This window comes from Leptothoe sp. EHU-05/26/07-4 (genome assembly GCF_043421015.1).
GTDB classification, from domain to species: Bacteria; Cyanobacteriota; Cyanobacteriia; order Phormidesmidales; family Phormidesmidaceae; genus Leptothoe; species Leptothoe turfae.
Map to the genome: position 1 here is coordinate 404480 of NZ_JAXSQV010000002.1, position 24387 is coordinate 428866.

Sequence of the window (24387 nt, forward strand, 5' to 3'; positions counted from 1 at the left end):
GCGACAGGTGTGGAACCCTTTAAGAAATTTTTTCAGGAATTTTAAGACGATAGCCCATACCGTAAACGGTCTCCAGCCAGCTTTTGGCATCTAATTCGTCCAACCGCTGCCGCAGTCGCCAGATCAGGGCTGTTACGGCATTACTTTCTGGTTCAGTACCCCAGGTCCATAGCGTTTGTTCGATATTATCGCGGGTGATCACCTGGCCTGAACGTCGCATCAAGTATTCCATCAAATGAAATTCGCGACTGGAAAGACGAATGCGTGTCTGCTGGCGCTCCAGGATTAGGGTGGAAATATGGAGACGCAGATCACCCAGGCTCAGTAGATCGCCATGCCATTGGGGTGAGCGGCGACCCAACGCTCGCACCCTGGCTAACAGTTCTGGAATGTCTACAGGCTTTACCAAGTAGTCATCAGCTCCAGCATCCAAACCCACCACCTTATCTGCCGTTGTATCCTTAGCTGTCAGCATCAACACAGGAGATGCTTTACCCAATGCTCTGTACTGTTGGCATAAAGACACGCCGCTAACCACAGGCAGCATCCAGTCTAAAATCAACAGATCATAGTCCCTATTGTTGATCAACCATTGAGCCTCTTGAGAATCTTCCACACCATCGACTAAGTGACCTGATTCGGATAAGGCGATGCACAGCGGTCGTAGTTGGGCGGGGTCATCTTCAACCAGCAGGATAATCATGGGGGATACCCAATACGGGCCAATAAAGTTTATCGCTCCTTAGTATGGGCAGAGAATATAACAGAAATATGATGTCGCTCATTGCTGGGTATGATCGGTGCATTAGGCGTTAAACATCATCACCTTGCGAAAGCTGTCTCAATTATTGAATTGGAGAGTATTACGGCTGTGGCTATCGCTGCTAGTGTTAGGGGGTGCTTTTTGGACCATCGGCCAGCTGATGACGCTCAGAATTCTGGGGCGTACCTATGACACATCACGCTATGTGATTACAGGTGTGCAGCCTGAAGAAGACATTTCAAAAGAGGCGATCAGGGTCATTCGGGTGGAGATTTGTAATGAAGCTGGCACCTCTGAGGCCAGGGTTATTTTTAATGATCTCGGCGATCGCAAACTACAGTTTGATCTGACTGTGCCTGGGGAGATTGAGGGTGCGATCGCAAAAGAAATCAACATCCCCCAACAAGCAATCAGCAAACTAGTTCAATACAAGGTCCGTGATCCATGCTCAATGTGATTAGGCTTGATTTATGTTTCGCAAAAGCTATCACAGGGCATGGGAGAGAATTATCACATCATCAGTCTGGATCAAAGACCAGGCCTCTCGGCTCGAAAGACTTTAGTGATTTCTGCATTCATCAGAGCAATTTGAGGATCACTCTGAATGGCTTCAAAATATTTGGCAGCTAAGGGCGTAGATGAATTTTCATTGGGTTTTAACATCAACCGCCCTTTCTCTAGAAAAATGGCCGCTGTCTCTTCGGGGTTTTCGGGCGGTTCCTTGGTACTGGTAAATTCATCAATCTGGACGATGAACTGGGAAATGGGACGTAGCCAGCTAAACGCATCGTCACTGATCACCAGTTGAAAGAATTCACCTTTATTTTTAATGGGGCCATTGACCTGTTCGTAGCGTACACGCTCTGACTCTAAAAGCAGCTTATGGAGCTTCAGTAGATTGTTGCGAAAGCGTTTAAGACGCTGTTGATTGGTCTCGGATGAAGAAGCGGTCATGGAATCAGCAAAATAGGGCGGTCCTATTCACATTATCGTGTTTACCTAGGTTGTATGGAACCATACATGCATGTGAATTAGGACATTTAATACAACTGGTCGCATTGAACGTTCATTCTTCGCAACTGACGTTAGAATCATCCCTAGCGTTCTAGGCGGTATCATGTTTACTCGTCCCTCCCGCATTACTAATCGCAGTCGCGTTCGTAAAACGGATAAGCAGAAGGATAAACAAACCAATCCCAACCCGCAGCAGCAGCCAGGAGTGTGGCGGGTTTTGTCAATGCTATCGATGGTGGTCTTTGGTGGCGGCTTAGTGGTGGCCTCGGTGGCAGGTTATGGCCTGTGGCGTACTGGGGATCAGTTTATGGATGGTGTGAAGCTAATGTTCACGCCGAAACCACCGGAGGATACGGTGGATACGCGCACCCTGATCGTTGAGCAAATTCAGGGGGCTAGCGAACTGACGACGGCTATCTTTTCCATGGAGGCAGTGGTGCCCACGGAAAGCAACCGGACAGTCGGTAACTATGTGATTGGTCAAACTAACTTGTTATACATTGCCCACGGAGAAGTCCGTGCAGGCATCGATCTTGGGGCGATCAGCGAAGAAAATGTACAGGTGATCAATGATTCTGAAGACTTGCCACCGAGCCTGATTTTGACCCTGCCAGCGCCTAAAGTTCTGGATAGTAAGTTAGATGTCACTCGCTCAAAAGTATATGAGTACGACCGTGGTTTCTTGAGCTTAGGTCCGGATCGTGCCCCGGAACTCCAGGCCTTAGCGCAGCAGGAAGCCCTTAAGCAAATTCGTCAAGGAGCCTGTGATGAGGGGATCTTGACCATGGCCAGTGAACGGGCTGAACTGACTATGCGGCAACTAATTGAGCCCCTGGGGTATGAAAATTTGACGGTGAACGTGGCTGAACCCACAGGGTGTTCTTAAGGGAGTTTTGAGCTTTGGGTGCTGAGTTGTGAGTTACAACGTTATCAACTCAATGCCTTACACTGCTTTGCTGTTACTGTTTTATGTCAGCATTTTTACTTGAGGCCAGTAGGTTCAATTCAAAACTCTCCCCAAAATGATAGAGCTACATCAGTTTGAAGCGTCTCACTATTGTGAAAAGGTCCGGCTGCTTCTGGATTATAAGCAACTGCCCTATAAAACTGTTGAAGTGATGCCTGGGGTGGGGCAGGTGGAGCTGTATCGGCTGTCAGGACAACGTCAGGTACCGGTGATTAAGGATGGAGCAACGGTAATAGCAGATTCTACTGCGATCGCAACCTACCTGGATGAAACCTATCCCGAACGGCCCGTCTTACCAGCTGACGGAGCCATGCGCGGTCTGTGTTTAATGCTAGAAGACTGGGCCGATGAATCCATGGGCCCTAATGCCCGCAAGGCCATGATTGGAGCCTTTAACCAACATCCCAGCTTTCGGACAGCGCTGCTGCCTGCGTCCACCCCCGATGTCCTAAAAGGTCTAGTCAGCGCTGTGCCCGGAGACTTACTTAACCTGCTAGGTACAGGTGTAGGCTTTGGCCCTGATGACATTAAAGCCGCCACCTTGAGTCTGAAACAGGCGCTATCATCAATCTGCATCGTCTTGTCAGAACACCCCTACCTGGTAGGCATTCAGCCCACCCTGGCGGACTTTGCCGTCGCTGGCATTTCCATGTATCTCAAGTTTCCAGACCAGCGCTACATTGATTTACCCGAAGGACTTTGTGGCAAAGGTGTGCCAGGATTGGCGGACGAGCCGGACTATGAGCGGTTTTGGACCTGGCGCGATCAGCTCTATGCCGACTACCGTAAGGTGCGCTCTGACCCCCCCAAAAATTCTGGCAGTGGCCCCGTAAAAATCGGCATTGATTAGACCGACTCCCCACGCTCCAACCAGTAACCGATAAAATGGAAAGCGCAGTCAGCGCATCACCATGAGCCCCGTAGTCAATAAATTTGAATCCTTGCTTGGTCCCGACCAGGTAATGTCTTGGTCCAATCTCGGCGATCATCGATTTGAGACACATAATGATCTCAGGATTGTTTTTCCTGAGTCCATTGAACAGCTATCGGCGGTTGTGCGCGCCTGCTACGAACAGCGCCTGCGTATAGTGACCTGTGGCCAACGTACCAAGCTGCATTGGGGTTGTCACCACAAGCTGAATAATGCCGATGTGGTCATTAGTACCGCTAAGTTGAATCGCCTGGTGGATCATTGGGTAGATGACTTTACCATGCGGGGGGAAGCGGGAATAGCTTTTGCCGATTTGCAGGCTAAATTACAGCCTCAGAACCAATTTTGGCCAGTAGACCCCCTCTATGCTGATCAGGCGACGTTGGGGGGCATTGTAGCGACTGCTGATGGCGGTTCTCTGCGACAGCGCTATGGCAGCGTGCGGGATACGGTGATCGGTGTGCAGTTTGTGCGCTATGACGGTGAGGTGGTGAAAGCCGGTGGCCGAGTGGTCAAAAATGTGGCTGGTTATGACTTGATGAAGCTGATGACCGGGGCCTATGGCACGTTGGGCATTCTCAGCCAGTTGACCCTCAGGCTATATCCCATGGCGGTTCAATCCCAGACCGTTGTGCTATCGGGACCCGCTGAGGCGATCGCTGAAGCTGCCTTACAAACTCGGCTACAGGGCATTACGTCCAGCGCCATGGATCTTATTGGTACAGACAATGGTGTTCGCTTAGCAGGTCGATTTCAAGGTATTCCTGCCGGTGTCGAGGAGCAAGTAGAACGGTTTGAAACAATTGCTAAAACAGCCGGACTGACGAGTAAGTCTGCCGAAGATAGTTCCTTCTGGTCCTCCCTGGCACTACAGCTGGGCAGTCCAACCAAAGTATTATGTAAGATCGGGGTGCTACCCACCCATCTAGTCCCTTTACTGCAGCTGCTAGAAACGTTCCCCTCAAGCTGGCTCGCTCGGTTGCATAATGCCAGTGGGTTGGGGTTAATTGCGCTGTCTGCCGATGCCCACGATGTCGCTGGTACCCTAGAAACATTGCGATCGCACTGCACCGCCCACAAAGGCTATCTCACAATTTTGCAAGCACCTCCATCCCTAACCATAGAGCCCTGGGGCTATACCGGGAATGCTACGGACATGATGAAAGCCATCAAACAGCAGTTCGATCCCCATGGAATATTAAATCCAGGACGATTTGTCGGAGGGATTTGATAAGCACATACATTTTTTGAGTACGTTCCCGCATAGAATAGTCAGGTCTGTCCGCTCTTAATTTTTGTGAAATTATTCGTTTACCACACACCAGAAGAGACGCCAGTTGATACCCTGCCTGCCTGTGCGATCTCAATTGATGTCCTCAGGGCAACTACCACCATGGCAGCCGCATTTGCAGCAGGTGCTGAAGCCATCGAGGTGTTTAGTGATTTAGATAAGTTGGTGAAAGCTAGCGAACAATGGCCCTCTGAGAAACGTATTCTTGCGGGAGAACGTGGTGGTCAGCGAGTAGATGGATTCGACATGGGCAATTCCCCTCGCGATCATGATCCCGAGCGTACGGCGGGTCGGCGCTTGTTTATGAGTACCACCAACGGCACCCGCTGTCTGCAACGAATTCAAGCTGCACCGTTAGTCATGACCGCTGCCCTAACCACGCGCCAGGCCGTCGTGGACAAACTCCTGCGTAAGCAAGAGCAACCTGAATCTGTCTGGTTGGTGGGTTCTGGCTGGGAAGGCACGTACTCCTTAGAAGATACCGTATGTGCTGGAGCGATTATCCATGCACTGATGGAAAAAACAGGCCAAAGCTTTGTGGAATGCACGGGCAACGACTCCGCTGTTGCAGCCGTAGGCCTCTATGAGCAATGGCAACACCGCATGCTAGACCTGATGCATGTGGCAACCCATGGTCAACGTTTGCTGCGTTTGAATAACACAGCCGATCTTGAATATTGCGCTCAGATGGACGTGGAGACCATAGTGCCAGAACAAGAGAGCCCAGGAGTTTTGGTTAATCGCTAATGGATTGCTTAGGTCTTAGACCTTACAGCATGATTCGCTGCCCTGACTCTGCCGCCTGTTGCAATGCTGCGGCAATTCGTAAGGAGTATAAACTCTCCTCAGGTTGCACATAGAGAGGTTTCCCCTCGGTCAAGTGCTCCATTATCCAATGGGTATCTTTTTGAAATAACCCTTGACGCGGGGCAGCCACAATTGGCTGTTCCCCAGTCTTTGTCACTAAACAGCCATGGTTGCCATTAAATATTAGACAGCCCAAGTCTCCTCTCACTTCTATGTAGCGGCTACGACGCCATAGACCTTCTCCCTTGCCATAGGTGAGTTCTGCTAAAGTGCCATTGTGAAAGCGGAGTTGAGCGCTATATAAACACCTGCGAAAGTAACCTGAGTTTGGTTGCACGCTCCCCTGACAGGTGACGTGTGCCACCGAGCCTAATAAATCCGTTAAGCGTTGAATGCGAGACAGAGCCGCCATCAGCGGAAAACCCAGCAATTCCGAGCAATAGCTCCATTTATCAGGCGCGGGATCCTTAGGAGCCAAGGTGCGATAGTTCACATAGTGGGGGGTACCCACCGCAGCGATATGCTGCTTCATGGCTAAATGCAACCCGCCAATCAATTCAATATGTTCGACATGCAGCAGTCGCTTACGCTCGCGGGCGAGGGACACCAGCTGTGTGGCATGTTCTACATTTAACGCCAGCGGATATTCAACGACAACATGTTTGTTGTGCTCTAAAGCCTGATTTACCAGGTTTCCATGCTCTGTATTGACGGTGCAAATAAATACCAGGTCTAACTGTTGACTATGCCATAGCTCCTCAATACGGCTAGCTGTTACCTGTTGTTCTGTCCCAAAACGCTGAGCTCGCTCAAAATTGCGGCTAGCAACAGCCACTAAATGAACCTGTGGAATGTCCCTAAGGGCCTCAACACGCTTACGCGCGGCAAAGCCAGTGCCAATGATGGCAGCGTAAATAACCATTGATACGTGAAGGTTAGGCAACGACGTTCTACAAAAAGAGAAGTCGTTATTTGAGTAGGTTGAACTAATTTTGTGAAAGGTTAATTAGACTACAAAGACCGTCATATTATGGACACCCTTTGTAGTAAAAGAAACCCAGACTAAATGGAGATTAACTATCAACAATATACAGATAAAATGGACTATAAGTTTTTTTAATGAAAAGATTAATTAATGATAACTTGATCAAGGTGTGTGCAGCGCTTTGCCAGTGCTGATAAAGCGCTGCATTTATTGTCTGAAGAGCTTTTTGGCAATATTGACGAGTATTCTCATTAGAAGAAGTATAAGTAAAACCATGGCAAAAGCCACGATTCGATTACGAATACCATTCAGCCATCTTTGAGAAAAGTACCACAGCATTCTGGTTTTCTCGTAGTATCAGAAATGATGTTGATCTGATAGATTCCTTACTAAACACTTTATGGGAACTATTGAGAGTTGACAGGATTACAATCACTGCAATAGTAGAGGATACTAGCATGGCAACCTTTAAGGTTACTCTGGTCAATGAGGCTGAAGGTCTAAACACCACTATCGACGTAGCTGATGACGAGTATATTCTCGACGCAGCTGAAGAGCAGGGTATTGATCTTCCTTACTCCTGCCGCGCAGGTGCTTGCTCCACTTGTGCTGGTAAGATTACTGCTGGAAGCATCGACCAGTCTGACCAGTCTTTCTTGGATGATGATCAGATCGAAGCTGGCTACGTGCTAACTTGCGTTTGCTATCCCACTTCCGACTGCACTATCGAGACTCACCAGGAAGAGGCTCTTTACTAAGCCCCATCTTGTTTGTTGTCTATTGACGGATGGTCTGAACGTTGTTCTAGCCGTTGGTAAAGACTAAAAATGCAGGCTCCCTGTTAACCAGGGGGCCTGCATTTTTATTGCCGCCATGACAAGTCGTGTAGAACACTAATATTTTTAGATTCATCTCCCTGAGAATCAGCAACGCCCAAATTGCTAAGGCAGTGAAAATGCCGGGTCTTGTGTTGCTGGGGCGGTGTCTACCGCAGTATTTGTTGCTGGCGTTGGGATCGTTGTTGCTGGTTCATTCCAAAACACAATGTCGTTGCTAATGGGCAGTAGTTGAGTATTGGGGTAATAAAACTGCAAAATGCGTTGGTAAGGCCAGCCGTTTTCGCCTAGGCGATAAGATCCCGTCTGACTCATGCCTACTCCGTGGCCAAAGCCTCCCCCCACAAAGGTATAGCCCTTAAGTACGGGAGGCGTTGGCTGCGTGGTTGGTGTGCTATTGGCAGTCTCCCCAGAGGTTGTTGTTGCTCCAGCATTATTCGTCGTTTGCTCTTCATCCGTAGTCTCCCCATACAGAGGTTCCAGGTAAAAGAGCTGACTACGGGGCGGGATCAACGCGCTGACAACTTCGTTTTTATGGAGTTCAAAGTCACCGATGTCGGTGTTGACTAGAACGGTTTGGACGCGGCCTGTATTAGCGCGTTCCGTCACGGTGAGGCCAGTAACAGCTTTAAGGCTGGCCATGGGATTCTGGCGGTTGGTCAGGTATTGTTTAACACCCGTGGTGATTTCTTCCAAGGTGCCGGAGCGCTGCCAACGGAAAGTGGGCCAGTCGTCTTCGTTAAAGCGGCTTTGTAGGTTGATAAAAGATCGAAAGTTGTTTTCGTCTGATAGGGGACGAGCGGCGAGATCCCAGCTGGTGGCCAGGGAGTCAATCACCGGTTGCAGATAGGGACGATCTGCCCCATTCCAGACATCGCTAAAACGGGCGGTTATGCCGCCTGTAGTTGAGGAGTAGAGCGCGTCAATCAGTTCGCCGTTGTGGGTTAGCACCTGACCCTGGGTCACTGCGATCGCACGATCTGCCCGGGCCACCGTACCGCTCAACCCGCGATACACCTGGCATTGGGTGTCAGCACAAAGTTCATAATTATCAATGGCAAACCGTCGCAGATTTCGCAAAGCATAGGTTCTGGCTAACACCGCCTGGGCTTCCACCGCAGACTGGGGTGCGCTGGGACCGATCTCATGGGGCACCACACCCCGCAGATAGAGTTCTATGGGCACCTGGTTAACTAAGGTGTAGTCGCCATAGGCATTGGGCTGAATCTTGAAGTCCCCCCCAAATAGTTTTTTAGCCCCACCGTTTTCAGCCATCTGGACACGGCGATTGGCACTGGTGATTCTAAAGCTGTGACGATGGTAGCGATAGCCGTTGGCAATGAATGCCGCCCGAGGCGATTCGGTGAGTACACGGCTATCTATAAAGGTATTGGTATGGCCTGCCCCATGCAGACTCTCTAAGAGCAAGCGACGCAGCAGGGGCGTATTGTAGTCTTCTCGCTTCGCCCACACCTGCCAAGAACTCGGTTGTGCAACCTCTGCGGCAATGCCCTTTGCTATCCACTGATTTGCACTTTCTTCGGCACTTTCAAAGCTACGGTGGCTACTGAGCACCACCCATTCTTGTAAAACAGGTTGGGGTAAAGGGTTAGCCCCTACCGCCAACGTCAGCTCCTGGGTGGTAATTGTCTGGGGTTGGCCACCGGTTTCAAAGGTCACCGTTAGGGTATCGCCATTTAGGGGGGTGAGGACAAGCTGATCGTCCCGCTCTTCTCCAAACCGCTGCACCAGACCGATTTGAATTTCGGGATTGAGCGGTGCTTGGGCTAGACCACGGCTGGGAATTACAGCCAGAAAACCGACAGCCATAACTATGGCGTGTTTGCCTAAGGACCGCTTCACTATCTGCCAATGTGCCAATGCCATTTGCCCAAATGTAATAATCCCTCAAACCATAGCCCAAACCTCGATCAACTGTGTTGGTAATTTGTCTGAGTTTTATATCTAACTGATGTTGCCATGCAGTGGTGTTTTTACATTGACTGTAGTCAATAAAAAAATATTGCAAGTCGAAGTCGTTATGAGTATGATTAAGAAGACCACAAAATACAGTCAGGCAAGGTTTCAATATCTATAATTGCTGCGCTGCACTATATTGTTTGGCCAAGCAGGTTATTGAACGTTGTGCATGTCTAAGGCTAGAGTGCTCTTGCAAAAGCAGCTGCCCATTTCAACTTGGACATCGTTTAAGACCCACCACTCACTATCAGGAGACTAGTCATGTCCACGTCAACTCTCCCTATTAACATTGGTATCAGTGACGATCAGCGTCAGGCGATCGCAGATGGTCTATCTCGCACCCTGGCTGATACGTACACGCTCTATCTCAAGACCCATAATTTTCATTGGAATGTGACTGGCCCTATGTTCCAGACACTTCATCTCATGTTTGAAGGGCAGTATAACGAACTGGCGCTGGCGGTGGATGCGATCGCAGAGCGTATTCGTGCCCTCGGTTTTCCTGCCCCTGGCACCTACAGTGAATATGCCAAACTCAGTTCTATTAGTGAGACTGAGGGGGTTCCCAAGGCAGAAGAGATGATCGCTCTGTTGGTTGAAGGCCAGGAGGCGGTTGCTCGCACGGCCCGTGAAGTGTTTGCGATCGCAGATGAGGCCAACGATGAGCCGACGGCTGATTTGTTGACCCAGCGGCTACAGATTCACGAGAAAAATGCGTGGATGCTACGCAGTTTGTTGCAGTAATCAATACCTGTTACTCGGGGGACTAGTCTCCGAGTAACAGGTATAACCAAGTACTTGTGTCCCCCCAACGTTGGCGAAGCCTATCCCTGTGACTAGGGGGACGACAGGGGGGTAGAACACTATTAGCCGAGTCTCCTCTGCCCACAGAACCTTTCTTAAGGGAGAGTGTGATCAGGCTTTTTTATTATAAGAACAAACGCCACCTGACTAATATCCTCCACCTGCCGAACACTCCTAACTTCGTGGGCCAGTGGCGATCGCAACGGTGAATATGATGACAAGATCAGGTAGTTTTCTATTGAATTTAGGATATGGCAAACTTCATGATTAACGCTCTCATCGATCGATCTAATTATCCAAGCCTTAACGATTCTGTCTATCTCAACCAGGCTTCATTAGGACTCATTGGTCAGCCCGCTGTACAGTCAATGCACGACTTCCTTGATAATATTGCCCGCCATGGCAATCTCAGAATGACCGATGAGGAAGAGGTGGGATTCTTTGAGTCGTTACGTCAGCGCGGTGCAAGACTCTTGAATTGCAGTCCCGATCGTCTGGCCATTATAGCCAGCGCTAGTGAATTGCTCGGTCAACTTCCCTTTTTGATTCGCCCAACATCCGGTAGTTGTATTGTTGCCGTATCAACAGATTTTCCAGCCATCACTCGCCCTTGGATTCGATATGCGGAAGAGCATGATTGCGCTCTTCGTTTTGTTGATGACATTGCAACCGAGAATCTTACAGATAGCCTGATCGATAACATCGATAGTCATACCGCCGTTGTCGCCATCAGCTCTGTTCAGTTTTCCACTGGAACCATGGTTGATATTCCCCGGTTACGCGAAGCCTGTGGGCGTGTGAATGCAAGGCTCGTGGTCGATGTCACCCAAGCAGCAGGAATTCTGAAGATAGATTCACAGCATTGGCAGGCTGATGCTGTTGTTACCAGTGGCTATAAGTGGTTGGGGGGGCATGGTGGTGTTGCGATCGCAACCGTTGCTCCCGGTTTGCTTGAGCAAGATACACCGCTTCCAGGCTGGATGGGAACAACCAATCCGTTTGATTTTGACGCCACAACGTTAACGTTTGCCACCGGCGCACGACGCTTTACACAGTCGACGATGTCCTACATTTCGATGGTGGGCCTCACAACGGCGCTTGAAAATTTAATGACGTTGAGCGCAGGTCAACGTGAGGCTCACTCACGTCGTCTTGCCCACAGGTTAATCCAGGGAACCCAGACATACGGATGGACACCATTTCGAGCATTGGAGACTCCGTCGGCTTCTCCTCATATCGTCACGCTTGCTCACTCAGAATTTGATGTGGAGAGAGCAAGAGACGCCTTACGTCGTAACCGAATCGTTTGTGGCACGCGCAATGGTCGCATTAGGATTTCGCTTGCGCCGTATAACAATAGTGTTGATATTGATGCGTTGGTCGATGTGTTGGCTACCCTCGAAAGCTGAAGACTCTATCAGTCTTCACCGCCTTCACCCCCTTCGTCGTCGCCATCGTCGTCGTCGTCGTCGTCTCCTTCACCGCCTTCACCGCCCTCAGGGGCCACGTCTTCAATGTCAGCAGGCTCTGTAGCTTCACCGCCTTCACCCCCACCACAAGCCGTACCAAGGGTGGCAATCATACCGACGGTTAGAAAAAGTTCTAGGGGCTTCAATCGCTTCTTCATAACTCACCTGTACTAAAAATATATTTCAAGAAATAAAACTAATTATGAGCCTATATTTATCAATATTACATGTCAATTATATAATTATTATTTCTTCACTATTAGTGGCGCTAGGAAACCGTTTGCATCATTGGGAATAGTTTTCAGCCATAGGAGCGCTCAGCTCGATGGAGTCGACGATTCTATGGCTGGCCCTAGGCACAGCAGGTTCTGGTTAAGCGGTACAATCCCATAACGCTTCATACCGCACGTCAATGTCCAACGCATCTAACCACGGTGATCCCTCAGCCAGCGAGCAGGCTCTGCAAACTATGATGCAGCAAGCCAATATCCCTAGCCAGCGGGCACTGGCCGAAAAAGCAAAGGTCTCTCGCTGGCAGGTACAACAGCTGAGGCAGGGAAATATTGACACCATGCGGGTGACTGCTTTGAAAAAGCTAGCAGCAGCTCTTGAATGCTCTCTTGCTGAGCTGTTTCAGGCATTTGACCCCGAACAGTCTACGGCAGAAATCATAGCTGCTTCCATTGGGGAGAGCACCAGTGACGAAGTTGCCCGATTGCGCCAGGAATATGCTCGTTTAGAGCAACGGTTAGAACAACAAAGCCAGTATCTACAGGAGCAATTCCAAGCGGATTCGCTGCAGGTGCTGGAATCTTGGCTGACTTATTGGCCCACAGCGGCAAAAGCCGCCACCGAGCATGACGGCTTTGATGCTAAAAAACTATTGCCTTTGGTCAAACCCGTGGAACGATTGCTGGAAAGCTGGGGGGTGACTGTTATCGGCACAGTGGGCCAACAGCTTTCCTATGATCCACAACAGCATCAATTGGTCAGGGGCATGGCCAACCCCGAAGACCTGGTACGTGTTAGCCATGTAGGATATCGCCATGGCGGTAATTTACTGCAACGGGTTAAAGTGGTGCCGCTTAATCCTTAAATGAGCATTCAACGGTAATTTGTAGATTGGCCTCGGCACTGCCCTCTGTGATATAGGGAATGCCCGATGATCCTGCTATTTTCAGACCAAACTCAAGGTTGACCTTATCGACATTACCACTGCCTAATTCTTTAAAGGCGTTTAAGACATAACGGGTGTACTGGGTAATGGTGTTTTTGACGGTTGGTAACTGGCGCTGAATGCCTGAGGAAAATGCTCCTTTAGACACCCGTCCTGGTTCCGATTCATCAGTAGGGGGGGCACTGGGGATATCGTTACGATCGGCCGCTTCAATGTAAATGGTCGTTCCGTCTTCGAGAATAATAGGCGCTAGTTGAGACATGAATAGACGTCCTGTGACGTGTAGATGCTGTTCTTTCTATGCCCATTTTCTAAGAGTTACTACCGTTGATATATGCAACCCCTCGGCATGCTTTGGATTTGCCCCCTCCCTCACTATTGAAAATCTATATTATTTATGTGACGTGGGATACGAGAAGCCGTCAGCGATCTTTAATAGAAACTATCGTTAACTGTCTGGGCATTGAATTATGGTTATCGCAATGCTGATTTTTTGTAGAAGGCGTTAGATTAGTCGATAAACTAGGTATTTAATAGGCATTTTCGGCAATTGCGCTAGCTATTTAACATAAAAAACTTGACCAATCTAGGTCCTCTAAATAAGAATGAGTATCAATCTTGTTAATGCGAACTAGTCCATGGCGGAGTGCATAGCCCAAATAGCGTGGCTCAGGCGAAGCCTTTCCAAAGGAGAATCCCATGTCTTTCTATTCTGATGATGTATGGAAAGCCGAGCTTAATGCCCGAGGCTACCGCTCTACGCCTCAGCGTCAGAAGATTCTCAGTATTTTTCAGACCCTAAGTCAAGGCAATCATCTGAGTGCTGAGGATCTTCACGATGTTCTTAGAGAAGATGGCGAACGCATTAGTCTGTCAACGGTATATAGGACGTTGCATCTATTGGTGTATATGGGTTTATTGAGGGAATTAGAATTGGCTGAAGGACATAAGCATTACGAACTCAACCGCCCTCTGCGGGATCACCATCACCATTTGGTGTGTGTTCAATGTGGTCAAACCCTGGAATTTCAGGAAAATAATATTGATCGGATTGGTCAAGGACAGGCAGATAGCTCTGGCTACCATGTTTTAGATTGTCAGCTAATGCTCTACGGTGTCTGCCCTAGCTGTAAATCACGGGGCAAGGTCTCCTGTGGGTAGCCTAACTAATTGGAAGAATTCTTAATAATTCTGTCATCACACTTAATTCAGTAAGCTGAAGCCTTTTTCTCCAAGCGCTTCAGCTTTTTTATTATTCAGTTATCGAGATCTATTCCTATTTATCCAAAAGTGATTTATACTAACTTCGAAGCTTATTGAAATCTATAATCAATAAGCTGGTGGGCTTGGGAGGTTTCAATGTGGCCATGATTGGTTTGTTTCTAGTGGGGGCAAACGTTTGCCACTAGTTGCTTATTTCAGAAATAACGTTGAGAAGTGACGTTGTCGTCATCCAGGTTGTTTTACCAAATATCAAAACCCGTTAATCAGATTGTTGCGTTAATCATTATTGTCTATGTCTTACTTTCCCTCTGCGTTGTGGTTGACGGTTAGTCCTAATCTCAAGAGATTTGACCAGAGATTATTGTGTCGTCTGTCAAAGCGAGTTTCCATCGCTCGCTGGGAATATATTCAAACGGCTGATGAGCCCTGTTGTTTAGAGGTGGCCATCAGTTTGTTGCATGACTATTTGCATAAGAATTTTGTACATACCAAGCAGCCGATAGATTTAATAGGACATGGTTTGAGTGGCGTTGTGGGCTGGCTTTATGCCCAGCGATATCCAGAACATGTTAGATCATTGACGCTGTTGTCTGTGGCAGCTAGTCCAGGGGTTAATTGGCACGCACACTACTATGCTTTGCGACAGTTGTTACCCTGTAGTCGTGAAATTGTGTTGGCCCAGATGGCGCGAATGTTGTTTGGTCAACGCAGTTGTGATATCACCCGCGTATTGGTCGAAATGCTGCAACAAGATTTAGATTCAGGGCTCGCTATCCATTCTTTGGTGAAGTGTCAAGATATTGAGTCAACCCAGATTCAGCCTCCATTGTTGGTATGTCAAGGGGGTAATGATGCCGTTGTGAATGGTTCGGAACGTTGGCAGTCGTTGCTGAAGCCCAGCGATCGCATATGGACCTGTCCTGAAGGCCATCATTTCTTTCACTTTGATCAGCCGCGTTTAGTCGAATCCACCATCCTGCACCATTGGCAACAGGTAGAACAGTTAAGCCGTGCTGCTGTATTAAATCACTAGTGTTGCTGGTTCTTGGGAGGGTCTAATCTGAAAAATACTGATGTAGGACAATCTTGCTAGATCGATTCATCCTTTAAATCAGCAACGGAGATTACTAACTTTCTAGCTATATCCCATGTTGTAAACACTCTATTCACTATGTCTTCAACGCTGTTACAACCCAATTATCGTTTTAAGCGTCGCGATCGCATCTCTGTTGACACGTGTACACTTTGGCAAGTGCGCTCTGGGTTAGTGCGTACGGTCACATGGAGTGAAGAGGGTGAAATTGTTGTTCTGGGTTTATGGAGCCCAGGCAGTGTTATTGGCGTTCCCATCAGTCAAGTGGAACCCTATGAATTACAGTGTTTGAGTGCCGTTGAACTGATTCGACTACCCCTAGATTATCCCCTCACAATTGATATGCTGCTCAAGCATACGGCCCAGGTTAATCGCTTATTACAAATTATGCACTGCCGCCAGGTACAAGATCGATTGCTGCAGTTTACCTGTTGGTTAGCAGAGAATTTTGGTCAACCCACGAGCCATGGCCGGTTGATCACTATCAGATTAACCCATCAAGAAATTGCTGAAACCATTGGTACTTCAAGAGTTACCATCACCCGATTTATTAAACAACTGGAGGCCACTGGGCTTATGCGCTGGTCTGGTAGAGAACGATTTGTCAGCAATAAAGCCCTTAAGGCTCACCACAGAGAATTGATGATTGCCTAAACATCATCATAAAGAGGTCCCATAAGGTCCGTAACGCGTTAGTGCCTGTGTTGATTGTCGGTCAGCACAGGTTTTTTCTCCTGTAATGCTGGAGTAATTTTTTAGGTGTGTTGACAACAGAATCGGCAGCTAATCGATATTTTAATGGATGTCAACTTTTTTATTTGACATCCACTCTCAATAGTGTAATTAATCTGTAATGACTGTTTTAAACAGATGGAGAGTGATGATGAGACAACCAAAAGCTGTTGAGTTATTTTTAACCCTTGGTCTTACAGTGGCTCTTGTGGGATGTGGTGGTGGAACGACGACTGGTGACGCTGCTGATACAGCGACCGATGCACCCGTCGCTGAGATTGCTGAAGGCGGGGAAGGCGGAGAAGGTGGAGAAGGTGGAGAAGGCGGTGCTGACTACAGTGCTGGAGAGCAGGCCAATGCTGATTTTCAGGACCAACTAACTGGCGCGGATTTATTGGCTGCACTGCAAGAAGGCGGTCATGTGATCTATTTCCGACATGCTCAAACAGAGCGTGACTATGCGGATCAGGCTGATCCCAACATGGACCTCAACGACTGTGAAACCCAGCGTAAACTCAACGATGTGGGTATACAGCAGTCAAAGGATATTGGCGCGGCCTTTGAAGAAAAAGCAATTCCAGTGGGTGATGTCATCTCCAGTGACTACTGCCGGGCATGGCAGACAGCGGATTTAGCCTTTGGTCGCCATGAGAAGAATTCCAAGCTAAACTTCCTGCCTTTTGAGGAATACACCGATGCTCAGGTGGAAGAAATGCAGGATAACGTGATGCCACTGCTGACAGCGGTACCTGAGGCTGGGCAAAACACGGTCATTGTTGGTCATGACGATATTTTTGAAGCTGCAACGGGTATCTATCCGGCCCCCCAAGGGTTAGCCTATGTGCTCACCCCCGATGGTGCTGGAAGTTTTGAACTGGTTGCCAATATGCTGCCTGAAGAATGGGCCGATCTATAATCTCCCTTTTAACCCATTAACTTTCCTTAACGCACACATGTGGTCCGATGGAGTCGTTTTCTCCATCGGATTTTCTGCCTAGAACATTGATATTGGTTATCAACTATATATTCTATAGAAAATAGATTAGTTAAACTTATTATGATTACTACCTGGCTTAACGTGTGTCTAAAGCTGGTGAAATTACCATAAACAAAGGATTTATCGCTTCTGTAAGCGATAAATCCGCTTAAATGCGTGTTCAGTTTATTAGCTATTGATGTCAATAAGCTTCTGTGGGATAATCCTTTGGCATCTGTGAAATTACTGAAAGTGGGAGTCAATAACTACGTTCATGCTCAGTAATGGAGCGCTTAGATATATCGCCAGCCCGATATTTAAGCACGACAAGGATGGCTACTGATACAAGCGGGATTTGTATCGTTGCTCACCTTAGTCTCAGTGAGCAGAAATTGATGATTTTTGCAACCAGTTTGTTTTTGGGTTTTCATCTGTTAAAAGTAATCACCATGCAGAATGATAATTAATCCTAATAAACGATGCGTATTGATGGCGTTGTTCGCCTGTAGTCACCAGAAGGATCGGAATCTATGAAATTTTCACGGCGTTCTCTTTTGATTAGCGGTGCTGGTTCAACAGCAGCGTTTGCAGCAACTCAGGTGTTTGCCCCTAAGCGGGGGGTTGCGCAAACGGGTGAAGTAAACCTGTATTCTTCTCGCCATTACAACACCGATGACACGCTCTACAAGGAGTTTACTGAGCGCACAGGGATTCGGGTTAATTTGTTAGAAGGTAAGGCTGATGAGCTGTTAGAGCGTCTTAAGGCAGAAGGTGATCGCAGCCCAGCTGATGTGTTTATGACCGTGGATGCAGGCCGGCTCTGGCGAGCTGATCAAGAGGGTGTCTTTGCACCCGTATCTTCCACCATTCTAGAAGAGCGTATTCCTGAGAGTCTACGTCACCCTGATGGCCATTGGTTTGGTGTCAGCAAGCGGGCACGGGTACTGATGTACAACAAAGATTTAGTCGATCCCTCTGATCTATCTACCTATGAAGCACTGGCAGATTCTCGCTGGCGTGGCAAGATTTTGACCCGCTCTTCCAGCAACATCTACAGTCAGTCTTTGACGGCGTCTATGGTTTCTGTCCATGGTGCAGCAGATGCTGAAGATTGGGCGACCGGACTGGTGGCTAATTTTGCACGTCAACCTGAGGGTAATGATCGGGCCCAAATTGAAGCGGCAGCCGCTGGCATCGGGGCAATTGCGATCGCAAACACGTACTATCTGCCCCGCTACGCCAAGGACAGCGATCCCGCTAAGCAAGAGATTTTCAAGAAGATCGGTGTGTTCTTCCCCAACCAGGGTGAAAATGAGCGGGGGACCCATGTCAACATTAGCGGTGCTGGTGTGGTTAAGTCTGCGCCCAACCGTGAGAATGCTGTTAAATTCTTGGAATATCTTGCCAGCGATAATGCCCAGGCATTCTTTGCCCAGGGCAACAATGAGTACCCCGTTGTTGAAGGAATTCCTGTGGATCCTGTTGTGGGCGAATTTGGCACCTTTAATGCCGATACCCTCAATGTGAATCAGCTCGGCGAGAATCAGTCTGAAGCTGTGCGCATTATGGACCGTGTAGGTTGGGTATAAAGGTTATAGGCTTTCATCAGATTGGTCCGGACCACTGGGTTCGGGCCAAAGTTCCCCTTCTCGCCAAGCTCCTCGATATATCACAGGGCATATCGAGGAGCTTAGTGGGTCATGTCAGCAATTAAGAACACTGCATGGCAAACAGAATCTAAGGGTTTAAATGCCGATGTGAGAGGCTTGATTACACTTGAGATGCTGCTTGAAGTGCCATCATCTCTATTGAAATGACCTCAATTACCGTCACTCGTAAAATTCTGGCTCCGGTATCCGTAGTGTTTAATGCGGTTGCTGATCCTAGCCAATTTGCCCAAGCAATCTCTGGGGAAACCAAAGTTGAGTTTTTGTCAGAGAACAAATTAGGCGTGGGCACCCGGTTCCGTCAGTCGCGGGTACTTAATGATAAAGAGACAATGATGGAATTTGAGGTGACTGAATCCGTCCAAAATGAGCAGGTCCGAATTATTAACGAGACCAATGGCACATTGTGGGATTCTATCTTCATCATCATTCCCTCTGGTCAGTTCAGCACATTAATCATTCAAATGGAGGCCATCAGCAAAAAATTGTTTCCTAAACTGCTTCTGCCCATAGTGATGCCGCTATTTATCAAAAAAGCGGTGGAAAAAGATCTAGATGATTTAAAGTCATTTTGTGAGCAAAAGCTATCCTAGTCCTAGACAGGATTAGCCTCCATCTATGGACTTGCCACTTGTGGACTGCCACTTGTGGACTACCACTCTATGGACTGCCACCCTGTGGGCTATCCCCTAATGTCTGTAACTCTTGCTGGGTAATGATGCGCGGCGTAATAATATAGATTGCTGTCCTTAATCCTTCCCCAAACACATTCAGGTACTTAATCTCAGCCTTATCGGGTAAACGCATCTCAAAAATTCTGTGGTTACGCACATCAGAATCATCGTTTCCCTCATAGGGGGTTAACTCATAGCCCTGAGCTTCTAATCTGTTTGTGATGTCTTGCACAGCGTCTATATAGTTTTGACCTTCAGCTGTGCGACAGTTTTCTAAGCCATAACAGCCTGCCTGTGAACCTGCCAGGTGGGGAAAATCATTGCCAAATTGAAATGCAATCCCAGCCTCTGGCTCACTATTTTCAGGGTCTAGTTCATCCTCATCAGAAAGCTCAATCGGTTGTTCTACCGCTTCAGGCTCCTCCAAATCTTCTAAAGCGTCTTCAATAATCGACAGATCCTCCATTGCCGACCCATTATCGGGTACCTGGATCAGGGGAGGGGGCTCAACAGGTTCAGGCTCTTGTACGGTGGGCGCTTCAGGTTGAAGTGGAGGATCGGACTGGGGGATTATCGGTAGAGTCGTAATAGAGATCGCACCACTTTCCTCAATCACCTCCTCTGGGTCAGACTCTACGGGCATTGACCACCATTGGGGCATGGGCAACAGCAGCAGCCCCCCGTGGAGAAACACCGATAACAGCACTAATGCTCCCAATCCCCCAGGCAAACGCAATGGCAAAGAGGGTTTAACCAACATTACTCTGCTGCTGAAAATGCTCAGCAATCACCCCAGGTATCTGACCAGGTTTGACTTTCGTATAGCGCTGCTTTTGGGGCATTACCACCATATTCGGACCCGCTTTGCACTTATCCATACAGCCCGTCAGCTTAACGTCAACTGAGTCGGTTAAACCATAATTTGCGAGGGTGGACTCTACTTCACGGCAGACCTGAGCCGCCCCCCGTTTCCGACAAGTAGACTTCTGGCAAATTAAGATTTTGGGCTTCTTCTGCTTAGCCTTAGGGGGTGTCTTTGAAGTTACCGAGCTGGAGGGGGTGGCCACAACTTCCAAAGGCTTAACCCGTAGGACTTCTTTTGCTTTGAGTTTCGGCTCACCAGTTTCTTGATCGATGGACTGCTCACCGATCACCCGAATCCAGTCACCGACCTGCAGATAACGAAACAGCATCAGCCGTACGGATTTAGACAGCTTAACCACATGCTGATCATCAGCCCCATGCAGGCTTAAATACTTAAAAGGAGATTTACTCCCCGCCATAAACCCTTCAAAACGGCCTTCCAGACAGAATGTTTGCTTTTCTTTCGCCATGTTCAGTCTGCGTAGCTTACTAGGGCTAGTCTAACTCAGATCCCCATGCTTATTGAGACTAGTTCCTTCAAAATTAGCCAAATTAAATCTAGGACAAACTCCTATTAGTAAAGGCTATATGAATATTGACATACCCGATCGATCTGCCAGGCAGTGGTGAAAACCCTAGTGAATAAAGGCATATGGCTGCTTAAAAAACATTGATAGCTATTGATATTCTGGCTATGTGTAGAAAAATGTCCCAGCTTCTTGACACTTATTTTCATTTGCTGTTCAATTGGAACTGGGAATATTTTTCAAATGGAAACCATTAAAAAACCTCCCTTAAGGGAGGCTGGTATTTGTTTGGGTTGTTTCTAGGGTTGGCTAGTTGTTAATGACAACTAAAGTATCATTGGCCAAAAAATGATTGAGGTGATAAGCGCGTTCTTCTGTCTTTAGCAGGATCGTTTCATACAAATAACGGGTGGCGCGATCCCCTACGCTCTCAGCTTGGGCAGCCTGGCGACGTAGAACTGTAATTATTGCTTGCTCTCCTGCCAAATCGTTTTCGATCATTTGGCGACAGCGATAGATGCCATCAGGTTCTGGGGTAAAGCAGCACAGCTCAGCTAGTTTGCTAAAGCTGGCAGCCGGTACTCCACCCAGTCCATCTAAGCGTTCACCAATGTCGTGAACATGGCCTTTTACCTGGTCATAACTTTCTTCAAAATAGTTATGTAGCTGGTAAAACTCGGCTCCTTCTACGACAAAGTGATGTTTTTGGTACTGAATATACATTGCCTGAAAACTGGCTAAGAGGATATTCAGACCTTCACATACAGGCGCTGTGATGGATTGTTCTAGTGCGATCGCGTTCTCTGTAACTTCACCAAAGGGGGTAACTAGTGCGGATAAGCTAACCATGTATGACTCCTTGAAAGGATTTAAGCGTGATGTCAAAGCTCGACTGAGCTGATTATTGCAGCATAGTTGAATTGTTCGTATTCCCTATGTTAGCTCACCAAAACCAACTAAAAGCACTGGTATGTATGGGCTTTACTGTTGTCACGTGAGACGTATTCGCAATAGTAGCTCCCTATAACCAAAGGCAGACTAGGGATTTACCCACTTTTGTCACCACCCACGTTTCATTAGCTTTTCTGCTGATGCAATTAGCTTCTAGTTATTTTGTTACGGCTGATTAGAAAGTAATAACGATTAATGACTGAATTTCTATTTTATTTATTTATTAAGTACTTAGAAGAGATTTGCACCTGACCTAGAAGAGTTTGTCGGCGTCTGACTTGAAATCTTTTAGAAATGAGGCTTATAAGCGTTTTATATATTGCTGTTGCCAATGGTTGCCAGGACCACTTTTTAAAATTCAATGACATGGGTTCAATGGTTGGTCATGTCCTGGTAACTCCAGTCCCTATCAAATCTATTGAGTAGTTCTATGGTTGAAATTGATTGTTGTGAGCGGTGGGAAGCCTATTTTCGATTAAAGGAGTTGGGCATTACCTGTGATTGTAAGAGTTACCAACCCCTCAGAGTTCATGTTGTGTCAGCGAACGAAGCAATCCAGGTGTGGTGTGTGACCAATCGTTTGGCTCAGTCACGACAAAGTCTTGCAACTTGGTTAGAAAGCTGTCTAACTCTGGTGCAATAGTCCAATTAACTATCGGTGTTGCTGATCCCCAGGAGGATTTAATCTAAAAAAGATTGACTTAGGGCAAATTTACTAGCTCGATAATCCCCTAAATCAGCAACAGCTAAATATCCTCTCAATCTGGATGGCATTTGCCATCCTTTTTTATTGGGAATTTTTCTTTTTATAAAACAGGAAAATCGATCTAAAAGCTTGACTTTTATAAGCTCTAATCCTTGCATGTCATCTAATTAAATGTTTCTTAGATCACTATTATTAAGAATAGATCTCATTAGTTGCTAAAAGAAGCTTTATGGGACAAGCTAGTCTCAGCCATTGAAAATAATTTAGTTAGCAGATTGTTTTCAATCAGGATTTGTTGTTGCACCGTGACATCTATCTCCCTAGGCAACAACATAACTATCGTAGTTATTCGGAGACATCATCACTATTATGCAAGCGTATGGTGAATCAAGTCCGACTTACGACTGGTGGGCGGGTAACTCTCGCTTTGCTGATAAGTCTGGACTGTTTATATCAGCTCATGTGGCTCAAGCAGCCCTCATTACATTTTGGGCCGGTGCCTTTACCCTGTTTGAGCTATCGACCTATAATTCCTCTTTGCCCATGGGGGAACAGGGGTTAATTTTGTTGCCCCATCTTGCCAGCCTGGGGCTAGGTGTCAGCGATGGCATTATGGTTGATACGTACCCTGCTTTTGTTGTTGGCGCTGTGCACCTGGTTTCTTCTGCTGTACTGGCTGCCGGTGCCCTGTTCCATTTAGTTAAAGGTGAAGAAGACTTAAGCAAAGCTTCCGGTAGAGCCAAGAAATTCCATTTTAGTTGGGAAGATCCTAAGAAGCTGGGCTTCATCTTAGGGCATCATCTGCTGTTTTTAGGTATGGGCGCCATTCTATTGGTCCTATGGGCGACAAAATGGCATGGTCTTTATGATCCAGCTTTGGGTGAGGTTCGTTTGGTTACCAATCCCACATTAGATATTGCCACCATCTATGGCTACCAAACTCATTTTGCTAGCATTGATAACTTGGAAGACTTGGTGGGAGGACATGCCTTCGTTGGCACCCTGTTAATTCTGGGTGGAATCTGGCATATTCTTGTACCTCCCCTCGGTTGGGCCAAGAGAGTACTCTCTTTCTCAGGGGAAGCTATCCTTTCCTACTCTTTAGGGGGGATTGCCCTAGCCGCATTCGTTGCTGCCTATTTCTGCGCCGTTAATACTCTGGCCTATCCCGTTGAATTTTATGGCCCCGTATTAGACACAAAGCTTGGGGTGTCTCCGTATTTTGCAGACACTATTCAACTACCCTTGGATGCCCATACGGCTCGGTGTTGGCTGGCTAATACCCACTTTTTCTTAGGGTTCTTCTTTCTACAGGGCCATCTATGGCATGCACTACGGGCAATTGGCTTTGACTTTAAACGAGTCAACAAGGCTCTAGATAGTATTGCCCAGGCCTAACGCTCTTAAATTTCCGACAGTTTAAGGGCTCATTAAGAAATTCTCCTCTCTCAACTTGGCCTGTACTTAGCAGTACAGGCTTTTTTGTTGAAATGGATCTTAATTGCCCCTATTGATTTTTATTTTTATTTACGGGAAACGTAGTATATGTGCCGTTTAGAGCGTCTAAACTTTTTGACTCCCATGGACGAGCGGGAATGCCTACGCCACTGCTCGTATCTAGATTTATAACACCAAAGCCAGGATAGTCTGAGCCCCCAGGCAGAGACTGCTATAAAGCAAACAATAAACAGCCAACCATGCCAGTTCATAAATTAAGATGCCTTAAGGGAGCATTTTTGCGTCAATGTAACGCATTTACTTGACCACCATTCTTCTCACTTATGATAACGGATCTCAATAAAATCACAAACTTAAGCGTGACATTCCCCCAATTGCTTTTACAAAAAGCAAACTGGCTCAGGTGAGCTATCCCCAGCCAGTTTGCTGGATAGCTGGGATTGCATCGTGGCCAGCCACGTTAGTCAGCTAGTAAGAATGGTCGTTACACC

General features: G+C 47.5%; 27 protein-coding genes. 17 read left to right on the plus strand and 10 right to left on the minus strand.

What is annotated here, in order from left to right:
- Nucleotides 1-19: 19 nt before the first annotated feature.
- The gene (locus U2F10_RS03670; RefSeq protein WP_163660375.1) at nucleotides 20-703 is read right to left on the minus strand and encodes a response regulator transcription factor; all 684 of its coding nucleotides are present in this window, start codon (nucleotides 701-703) and stop codon (nucleotides 20-22) included.
- 124 nt (nucleotides 704-827) lie between these two features.
- On the opposite strand from U2F10_RS03670, the gene U2F10_RS03675 reads away from it, so the two are divergent.
- Nucleotides 828-1220, plus strand: a complete 393-nt coding sequence (locus tag U2F10_RS03675) for a hypothetical protein (RefSeq protein ID WP_250565769.1) — start codon at nucleotides 828-830, stop codon at nucleotides 1218-1220.
- A gap of 71 nt (nucleotides 1221-1291) precedes the next feature.
- Here the strand turns inward: U2F10_RS03675 and U2F10_RS03680 are convergent, their stop codons facing one another.
- The gene (locus U2F10_RS03680; RefSeq protein ID WP_499058925.1) at nucleotides 1292-1717 is read right to left on the minus strand and encodes a hypothetical protein; all 426 of its coding nucleotides are present in this window, start codon (nucleotides 1715-1717) and stop codon (nucleotides 1292-1294) included.
- Between the two features lie 163 nt (nucleotides 1718-1880).
- Here U2F10_RS03680 and U2F10_RS03685 point away from each other — a divergent pair, with 163 nt between their 5' ends.
- From U2F10_RS03685 to U2F10_RS03700, 4 genes are all read left to right on the plus strand, one after another.
- Entirely contained in the window at nucleotides 1881-2663 is a 783-nt protein-coding gene (locus U2F10_RS03685) for a DUF4230 domain-containing protein (RefSeq protein ID WP_163660371.1), read from the plus strand.
- A gap of 136 nt (nucleotides 2664-2799) precedes the next feature.
- Entirely contained in the window at nucleotides 2800-3594 is a 795-nt protein-coding gene (locus U2F10_RS03690) for a glutathione S-transferase family protein (protein WP_163660369.1), read from the plus strand.
- A 61-nt stretch (nucleotides 3595-3655) separates the two neighbouring features.
- The gene (locus U2F10_RS03695; RefSeq protein WP_499870823.1) at nucleotides 3656-4906 is read left to right on the plus strand and encodes an FAD-binding oxidoreductase; all 1251 of its coding nucleotides are present in this window, start codon (nucleotides 3656-3658) and stop codon (nucleotides 4904-4906) included.
- 66 nt (nucleotides 4907-4972) lie between these two features.
- Complete coding sequence (locus U2F10_RS03700; protein WP_163660367.1) at nucleotides 4973-5713, plus strand: 2-phosphosulfolactate phosphatase family protein; 741 nt, start codon at nucleotides 4973-4975, stop codon at nucleotides 5711-5713.
- A gap of 22 nt (nucleotides 5714-5735) precedes the next feature.
- On the opposite strand, the gene U2F10_RS03705 is transcribed toward U2F10_RS03700, so the two are convergent.
- Nucleotides 5736-6695, minus strand: coding sequence for a Gfo/Idh/MocA family protein (locus U2F10_RS03705; protein WP_163660365.1), 960 nt, complete (start codon nucleotides 6693-6695; stop codon nucleotides 5736-5738).
- 521 nt (nucleotides 6696-7216) lie between these two features.
- Here U2F10_RS03705 and U2F10_RS03710 point away from each other — a divergent pair.
- Nucleotides 7217-7516, plus strand: a complete 300-nt coding sequence (locus tag U2F10_RS03710; protein WP_006513757.1) for a ferredoxin — start codon at nucleotides 7217-7219, stop codon at nucleotides 7514-7516.
- A gap of 183 nt (nucleotides 7517-7699) precedes the next feature.
- Here U2F10_RS03710 and U2F10_RS03715 read toward each other — a convergent pair whose 3' ends face one another.
- On the minus strand, nucleotides 7700-9424 hold the full coding sequence (locus U2F10_RS03715) for a SpoIID/LytB domain-containing protein (RefSeq protein ID WP_499870825.1): 1725 nt from the start codon (nucleotides 9422-9424) through the stop codon (nucleotides 7700-7702).
- 411 nt (nucleotides 9425-9835) lie between these two features.
- On the opposite strand from U2F10_RS03715, the gene U2F10_RS03720 reads away from it, so the two are divergent.
- Both U2F10_RS03720 and U2F10_RS03725 read left to right on the plus strand, forming a co-directional pair.
- Complete coding sequence (locus U2F10_RS03720; protein ID WP_163660363.1) at nucleotides 9836-10318, plus strand: Dps family protein; 483 nt, start codon at nucleotides 9836-9838, stop codon at nucleotides 10316-10318.
- Between the two features lie 311 nt (nucleotides 10319-10629).
- Nucleotides 10630-11787, plus strand: coding sequence for an aminotransferase class V-fold PLP-dependent enzyme (locus tag U2F10_RS03725; RefSeq protein WP_499870827.1), 1158 nt, complete (start codon nucleotides 10630-10632; stop codon nucleotides 11785-11787).
- A gap of 8 nt (nucleotides 11788-11795) precedes the next feature.
- Here the strand turns inward: U2F10_RS03725 and U2F10_RS03730 are convergent, their stop codons facing one another.
- Nucleotides 11796-12005: a hypothetical protein gene (locus U2F10_RS03730; protein WP_163660359.1), complete on the minus strand. Its 210-nt coding sequence runs from the start codon at nucleotides 12003-12005 to the stop codon at nucleotides 11796-11798.
- Nucleotides 12006-12259: 254 nt separating this feature from the next.
- Here U2F10_RS03730 and U2F10_RS03735 point away from each other — a divergent pair, with 254 nt between their 5' ends.
- The gene (locus U2F10_RS03735) at nucleotides 12260-12943 is read left to right on the plus strand and encodes a helix-turn-helix domain-containing protein (RefSeq protein WP_163660357.1); all 684 of its coding nucleotides are present in this window, start codon (nucleotides 12260-12262) and stop codon (nucleotides 12941-12943) included.
- Here the strand turns inward: U2F10_RS03735 and U2F10_RS03740 are convergent.
- Entirely contained in the window at nucleotides 12933-13286 is a 354-nt protein-coding gene (locus tag U2F10_RS03740; RefSeq protein ID WP_163660355.1) for a CU044_2847 family protein, read from the minus strand. The two genes, U2F10_RS03735 and U2F10_RS03740, sit on opposite strands and share 11 nt — an antisense overlap.
- Before the next feature lie 437 nt (nucleotides 13287-13723).
- Between U2F10_RS03740 and U2F10_RS03745 the strand changes: the two genes are divergently transcribed.
- From U2F10_RS03745 to U2F10_RS03770, 6 genes are all read left to right on the plus strand, one after another.
- Nucleotides 13724-14185: a Fur family transcriptional regulator gene (locus tag U2F10_RS03745; RefSeq protein WP_163660353.1), complete on the plus strand. Its 462-nt coding sequence runs from the start codon at nucleotides 13724-13726 to the stop codon at nucleotides 14183-14185.
- Nucleotides 14186-14540: 355 nt separating this feature from the next.
- On the plus strand, nucleotides 14541-15281 hold the full coding sequence (locus tag U2F10_RS03750; RefSeq protein WP_163660351.1) for an alpha/beta fold hydrolase: 741 nt from the start codon (nucleotides 14541-14543) through the stop codon (nucleotides 15279-15281).
- 138 nt (nucleotides 15282-15419) lie between these two features.
- Nucleotides 15420-15995: a Crp/Fnr family transcriptional regulator gene (locus U2F10_RS03755; protein WP_499870828.1), complete on the plus strand. Its 576-nt coding sequence runs from the start codon at nucleotides 15420-15422 to the stop codon at nucleotides 15993-15995.
- Nucleotides 15996-16224: 229 nt separating this feature from the next.
- Nucleotides 16225-16989 (plus strand): histidine phosphatase family protein, encoded by a 765-nt coding sequence (locus U2F10_RS03760; RefSeq protein ID WP_163661684.1) that lies wholly within the window; start codon nucleotides 16225-16227, stop codon nucleotides 16987-16989.
- Between the two features lie 590 nt (nucleotides 16990-17579).
- Nucleotides 17580-18638, plus strand: coding sequence for a Fe(3+) ABC transporter substrate-binding protein (locus tag U2F10_RS03765; RefSeq protein WP_499058913.1), 1059 nt, complete (start codon nucleotides 17580-17582; stop codon nucleotides 18636-18638).
- A 224-nt stretch (nucleotides 18639-18862) separates the two neighbouring features.
- A complete protein-coding gene (locus U2F10_RS03770) occupies nucleotides 18863-19309 on the plus strand; it encodes an SRPBCC family protein (RefSeq protein ID WP_499866286.1) in 447 nt (148 codons plus the stop codon).
- A gap of 67 nt (nucleotides 19310-19376) precedes the next feature.
- Here U2F10_RS03770 and U2F10_RS03775 read toward each other — a convergent pair whose 3' ends face one another.
- From U2F10_RS03775 to dpsA, 3 genes are all read right to left on the minus strand, one after another.
- On the minus strand, nucleotides 19377-20150 hold the full coding sequence (locus tag U2F10_RS03775) for a hypothetical protein (protein ID WP_499870830.1): 774 nt from the start codon (nucleotides 20148-20150) through the stop codon (nucleotides 19377-19379).
- Entirely contained in the window at nucleotides 20140-20724 is a 585-nt protein-coding gene (locus U2F10_RS03780; protein WP_499870832.1) for a (2Fe-2S) ferredoxin domain-containing protein, read from the minus strand. Before U2F10_RS03780 ends, U2F10_RS03775 begins: the two co-directional genes overlap by 11 nt.
- A gap of 366 nt (nucleotides 20725-21090) precedes the next feature.
- The gene (dpsA, locus tag U2F10_RS03785) at nucleotides 21091-21630 is read right to left on the minus strand and encodes a DNA starvation/stress protection protein DpsA (RefSeq protein WP_163660341.1); all 540 of its coding nucleotides are present in this window, start codon (nucleotides 21628-21630) and stop codon (nucleotides 21091-21093) included.
- A gap of 532 nt (nucleotides 21631-22162) precedes the next feature.
- Between dpsA and U2F10_RS03790 the strand changes: the two genes are divergently transcribed.
- Nucleotides 22163-22375: an Asr1405/Asl0597 family protein gene (locus U2F10_RS03790; RefSeq protein ID WP_163660339.1), complete on the plus strand. Its 213-nt coding sequence runs from the start codon at nucleotides 22163-22165 to the stop codon at nucleotides 22373-22375.
- A gap of 38 nt (nucleotides 22376-22413) precedes the next feature.
- On the opposite strand, the gene U2F10_RS03795 is transcribed toward U2F10_RS03790, so the two are convergent.
- Nucleotides 22414-22596, minus strand: a complete 183-nt coding sequence (locus U2F10_RS03795) for a hypothetical protein (RefSeq protein WP_163660337.1) — start codon at nucleotides 22594-22596, stop codon at nucleotides 22414-22416.
- 211 nt (nucleotides 22597-22807) lie between these two features.
- On the opposite strand from U2F10_RS03795, the gene U2F10_RS03800 reads away from it, so the two are divergent.
- Nucleotides 22808-23836 (plus strand): chlorophyll a/b binding light-harvesting protein, encoded by a 1029-nt coding sequence (locus U2F10_RS03800; RefSeq protein ID WP_163702333.1) that lies wholly within the window; start codon nucleotides 22808-22810, stop codon nucleotides 23834-23836.
- Nucleotides 23837-24387: the final 551 nt, after the last annotated feature.

What these genes read in the sequence shown, in the direction of transcription:
- U2F10_RS03765 (WP_499058913.1), top strand. Translation starts at nt 17,580, where the DNA reads ATGAAATTTTCACGGCGTTCTCTTTTGATTAGCGGTGCTGGTTCAACA.
- U2F10_RS03710 (WP_006513757.1), top strand. Translation starts at nt 7,217, where the DNA reads ATGGCAACCTTTAAGGTTACTCTGGTCAATGAGGCTGAAGGTCTAAAC.
- U2F10_RS03770 (WP_499866286.1), top strand. Translation starts at nt 18,863, where the DNA reads ATGACCTCAATTACCGTCACTCGTAAAATTCTGGCTCCGGTATCCGTA.
- U2F10_RS03735 (WP_163660357.1), top strand. Translation starts at nt 12,260, where the DNA reads ATGTCCAACGCATCTAACCACGGTGATCCCTCAGCCAGCGAGCAGGCT.
- U2F10_RS03680 (WP_499058925.1), bottom strand. Translation starts at nt 1,717, where the DNA reads ATGACCGCTTCTTCATCCGAGACCAATCAACAGCGTCTTAAACGCTTT.
- U2F10_RS03750 (WP_163660351.1), top strand. Translation starts at nt 14,541, where the DNA reads ATGTCTTACTTTCCCTCTGCGTTGTGGTTGACGGTTAGTCCTAATCTC.
- U2F10_RS03780 (WP_499870832.1), bottom strand. Translation starts at nt 20,724, where the DNA reads ATGGCGAAAGAAAAGCAAACATTCTGTCTGGAAGGCCGTTTTGAAGGG.
- U2F10_RS03705 (WP_163660365.1), bottom strand. Translation starts at nt 6,695, where the DNA reads ATGGTTATTTACGCTGCCATCATTGGCACTGGCTTTGCCGCGCGTAAG.
- U2F10_RS03760 (WP_163661684.1), top strand. Translation starts at nt 16,225, where the DNA reads ATGAGACAACCAAAAGCTGTTGAGTTATTTTTAACCCTTGGTCTTACA.
- dpsA (WP_163660341.1), bottom strand. Translation starts at nt 21,630, where the DNA reads ATGGTTAGCTTATCCGCACTAGTTACCCCCTTTGGTGAAGTTACAGAG.
- U2F10_RS03715 (WP_499870825.1), bottom strand. Translation starts at nt 9,424, where the DNA reads ATGGCTGTCGGTTTTCTGGCTGTAATTCCCAGCCGTGGTCTAGCCCAA.
- U2F10_RS03725 (WP_499870827.1), top strand. Translation starts at nt 10,630, where the DNA reads ATGGCAAACTTCATGATTAACGCTCTCATCGATCGATCTAATTATCCA.
- U2F10_RS03790 (WP_163660339.1), top strand. Translation starts at nt 22,163, where the DNA reads ATGGTTGAAATTGATTGTTGTGAGCGGTGGGAAGCCTATTTTCGATTA.
- U2F10_RS03685 (WP_163660371.1), top strand. Translation starts at nt 1,881, where the DNA reads ATGTTTACTCGTCCCTCCCGCATTACTAATCGCAGTCGCGTTCGTAAA.
- U2F10_RS03695 (WP_499870823.1), top strand. Translation starts at nt 3,656, where the DNA reads ATGAGCCCCGTAGTCAATAAATTTGAATCCTTGCTTGGTCCCGACCAG.
- U2F10_RS03755 (WP_499870828.1), top strand. Translation starts at nt 15,420, where the DNA reads ATGTCTTCAACGCTGTTACAACCCAATTATCGTTTTAAGCGTCGCGAT.
- U2F10_RS03795 (WP_163660337.1), bottom strand. Translation starts at nt 22,596, where the DNA reads ATGCAAGGATTAGAGCTTATAAAAGTCAAGCTTTTAGATCGATTTTCC.
- U2F10_RS03690 (WP_163660369.1), top strand. Translation starts at nt 2,800, where the DNA reads ATGATAGAGCTACATCAGTTTGAAGCGTCTCACTATTGTGAAAAGGTC.
- U2F10_RS03800 (WP_163702333.1), top strand. Translation starts at nt 22,808, where the DNA reads ATGCAAGCGTATGGTGAATCAAGTCCGACTTACGACTGGTGGGCGGGT.
- U2F10_RS03745 (WP_163660353.1), top strand. Translation starts at nt 13,724, where the DNA reads ATGTCTTTCTATTCTGATGATGTATGGAAAGCCGAGCTTAATGCCCGA.
- U2F10_RS03730 (WP_163660359.1), bottom strand. Translation starts at nt 12,005, where the DNA reads ATGAAGAAGCGATTGAAGCCCCTAGAACTTTTTCTAACCGTCGGTATG.
- U2F10_RS03670 (WP_163660375.1), bottom strand. Translation starts at nt 703, where the DNA reads ATGATTATCCTGCTGGTTGAAGATGACCCCGCCCAACTACGACCGCTG.
- U2F10_RS03775 (WP_499870830.1), bottom strand. Translation starts at nt 20,150, where the DNA reads ATGTTGGTTAAACCCTCTTTGCCATTGCGTTTGCCTGGGGGATTGGGA.
- U2F10_RS03720 (WP_163660363.1), top strand. Translation starts at nt 9,836, where the DNA reads ATGTCCACGTCAACTCTCCCTATTAACATTGGTATCAGTGACGATCAG.
- U2F10_RS03740 (WP_163660355.1), bottom strand. Translation starts at nt 13,286, where the DNA reads ATGTCTCAACTAGCGCCTATTATTCTCGAAGACGGAACGACCATTTAC.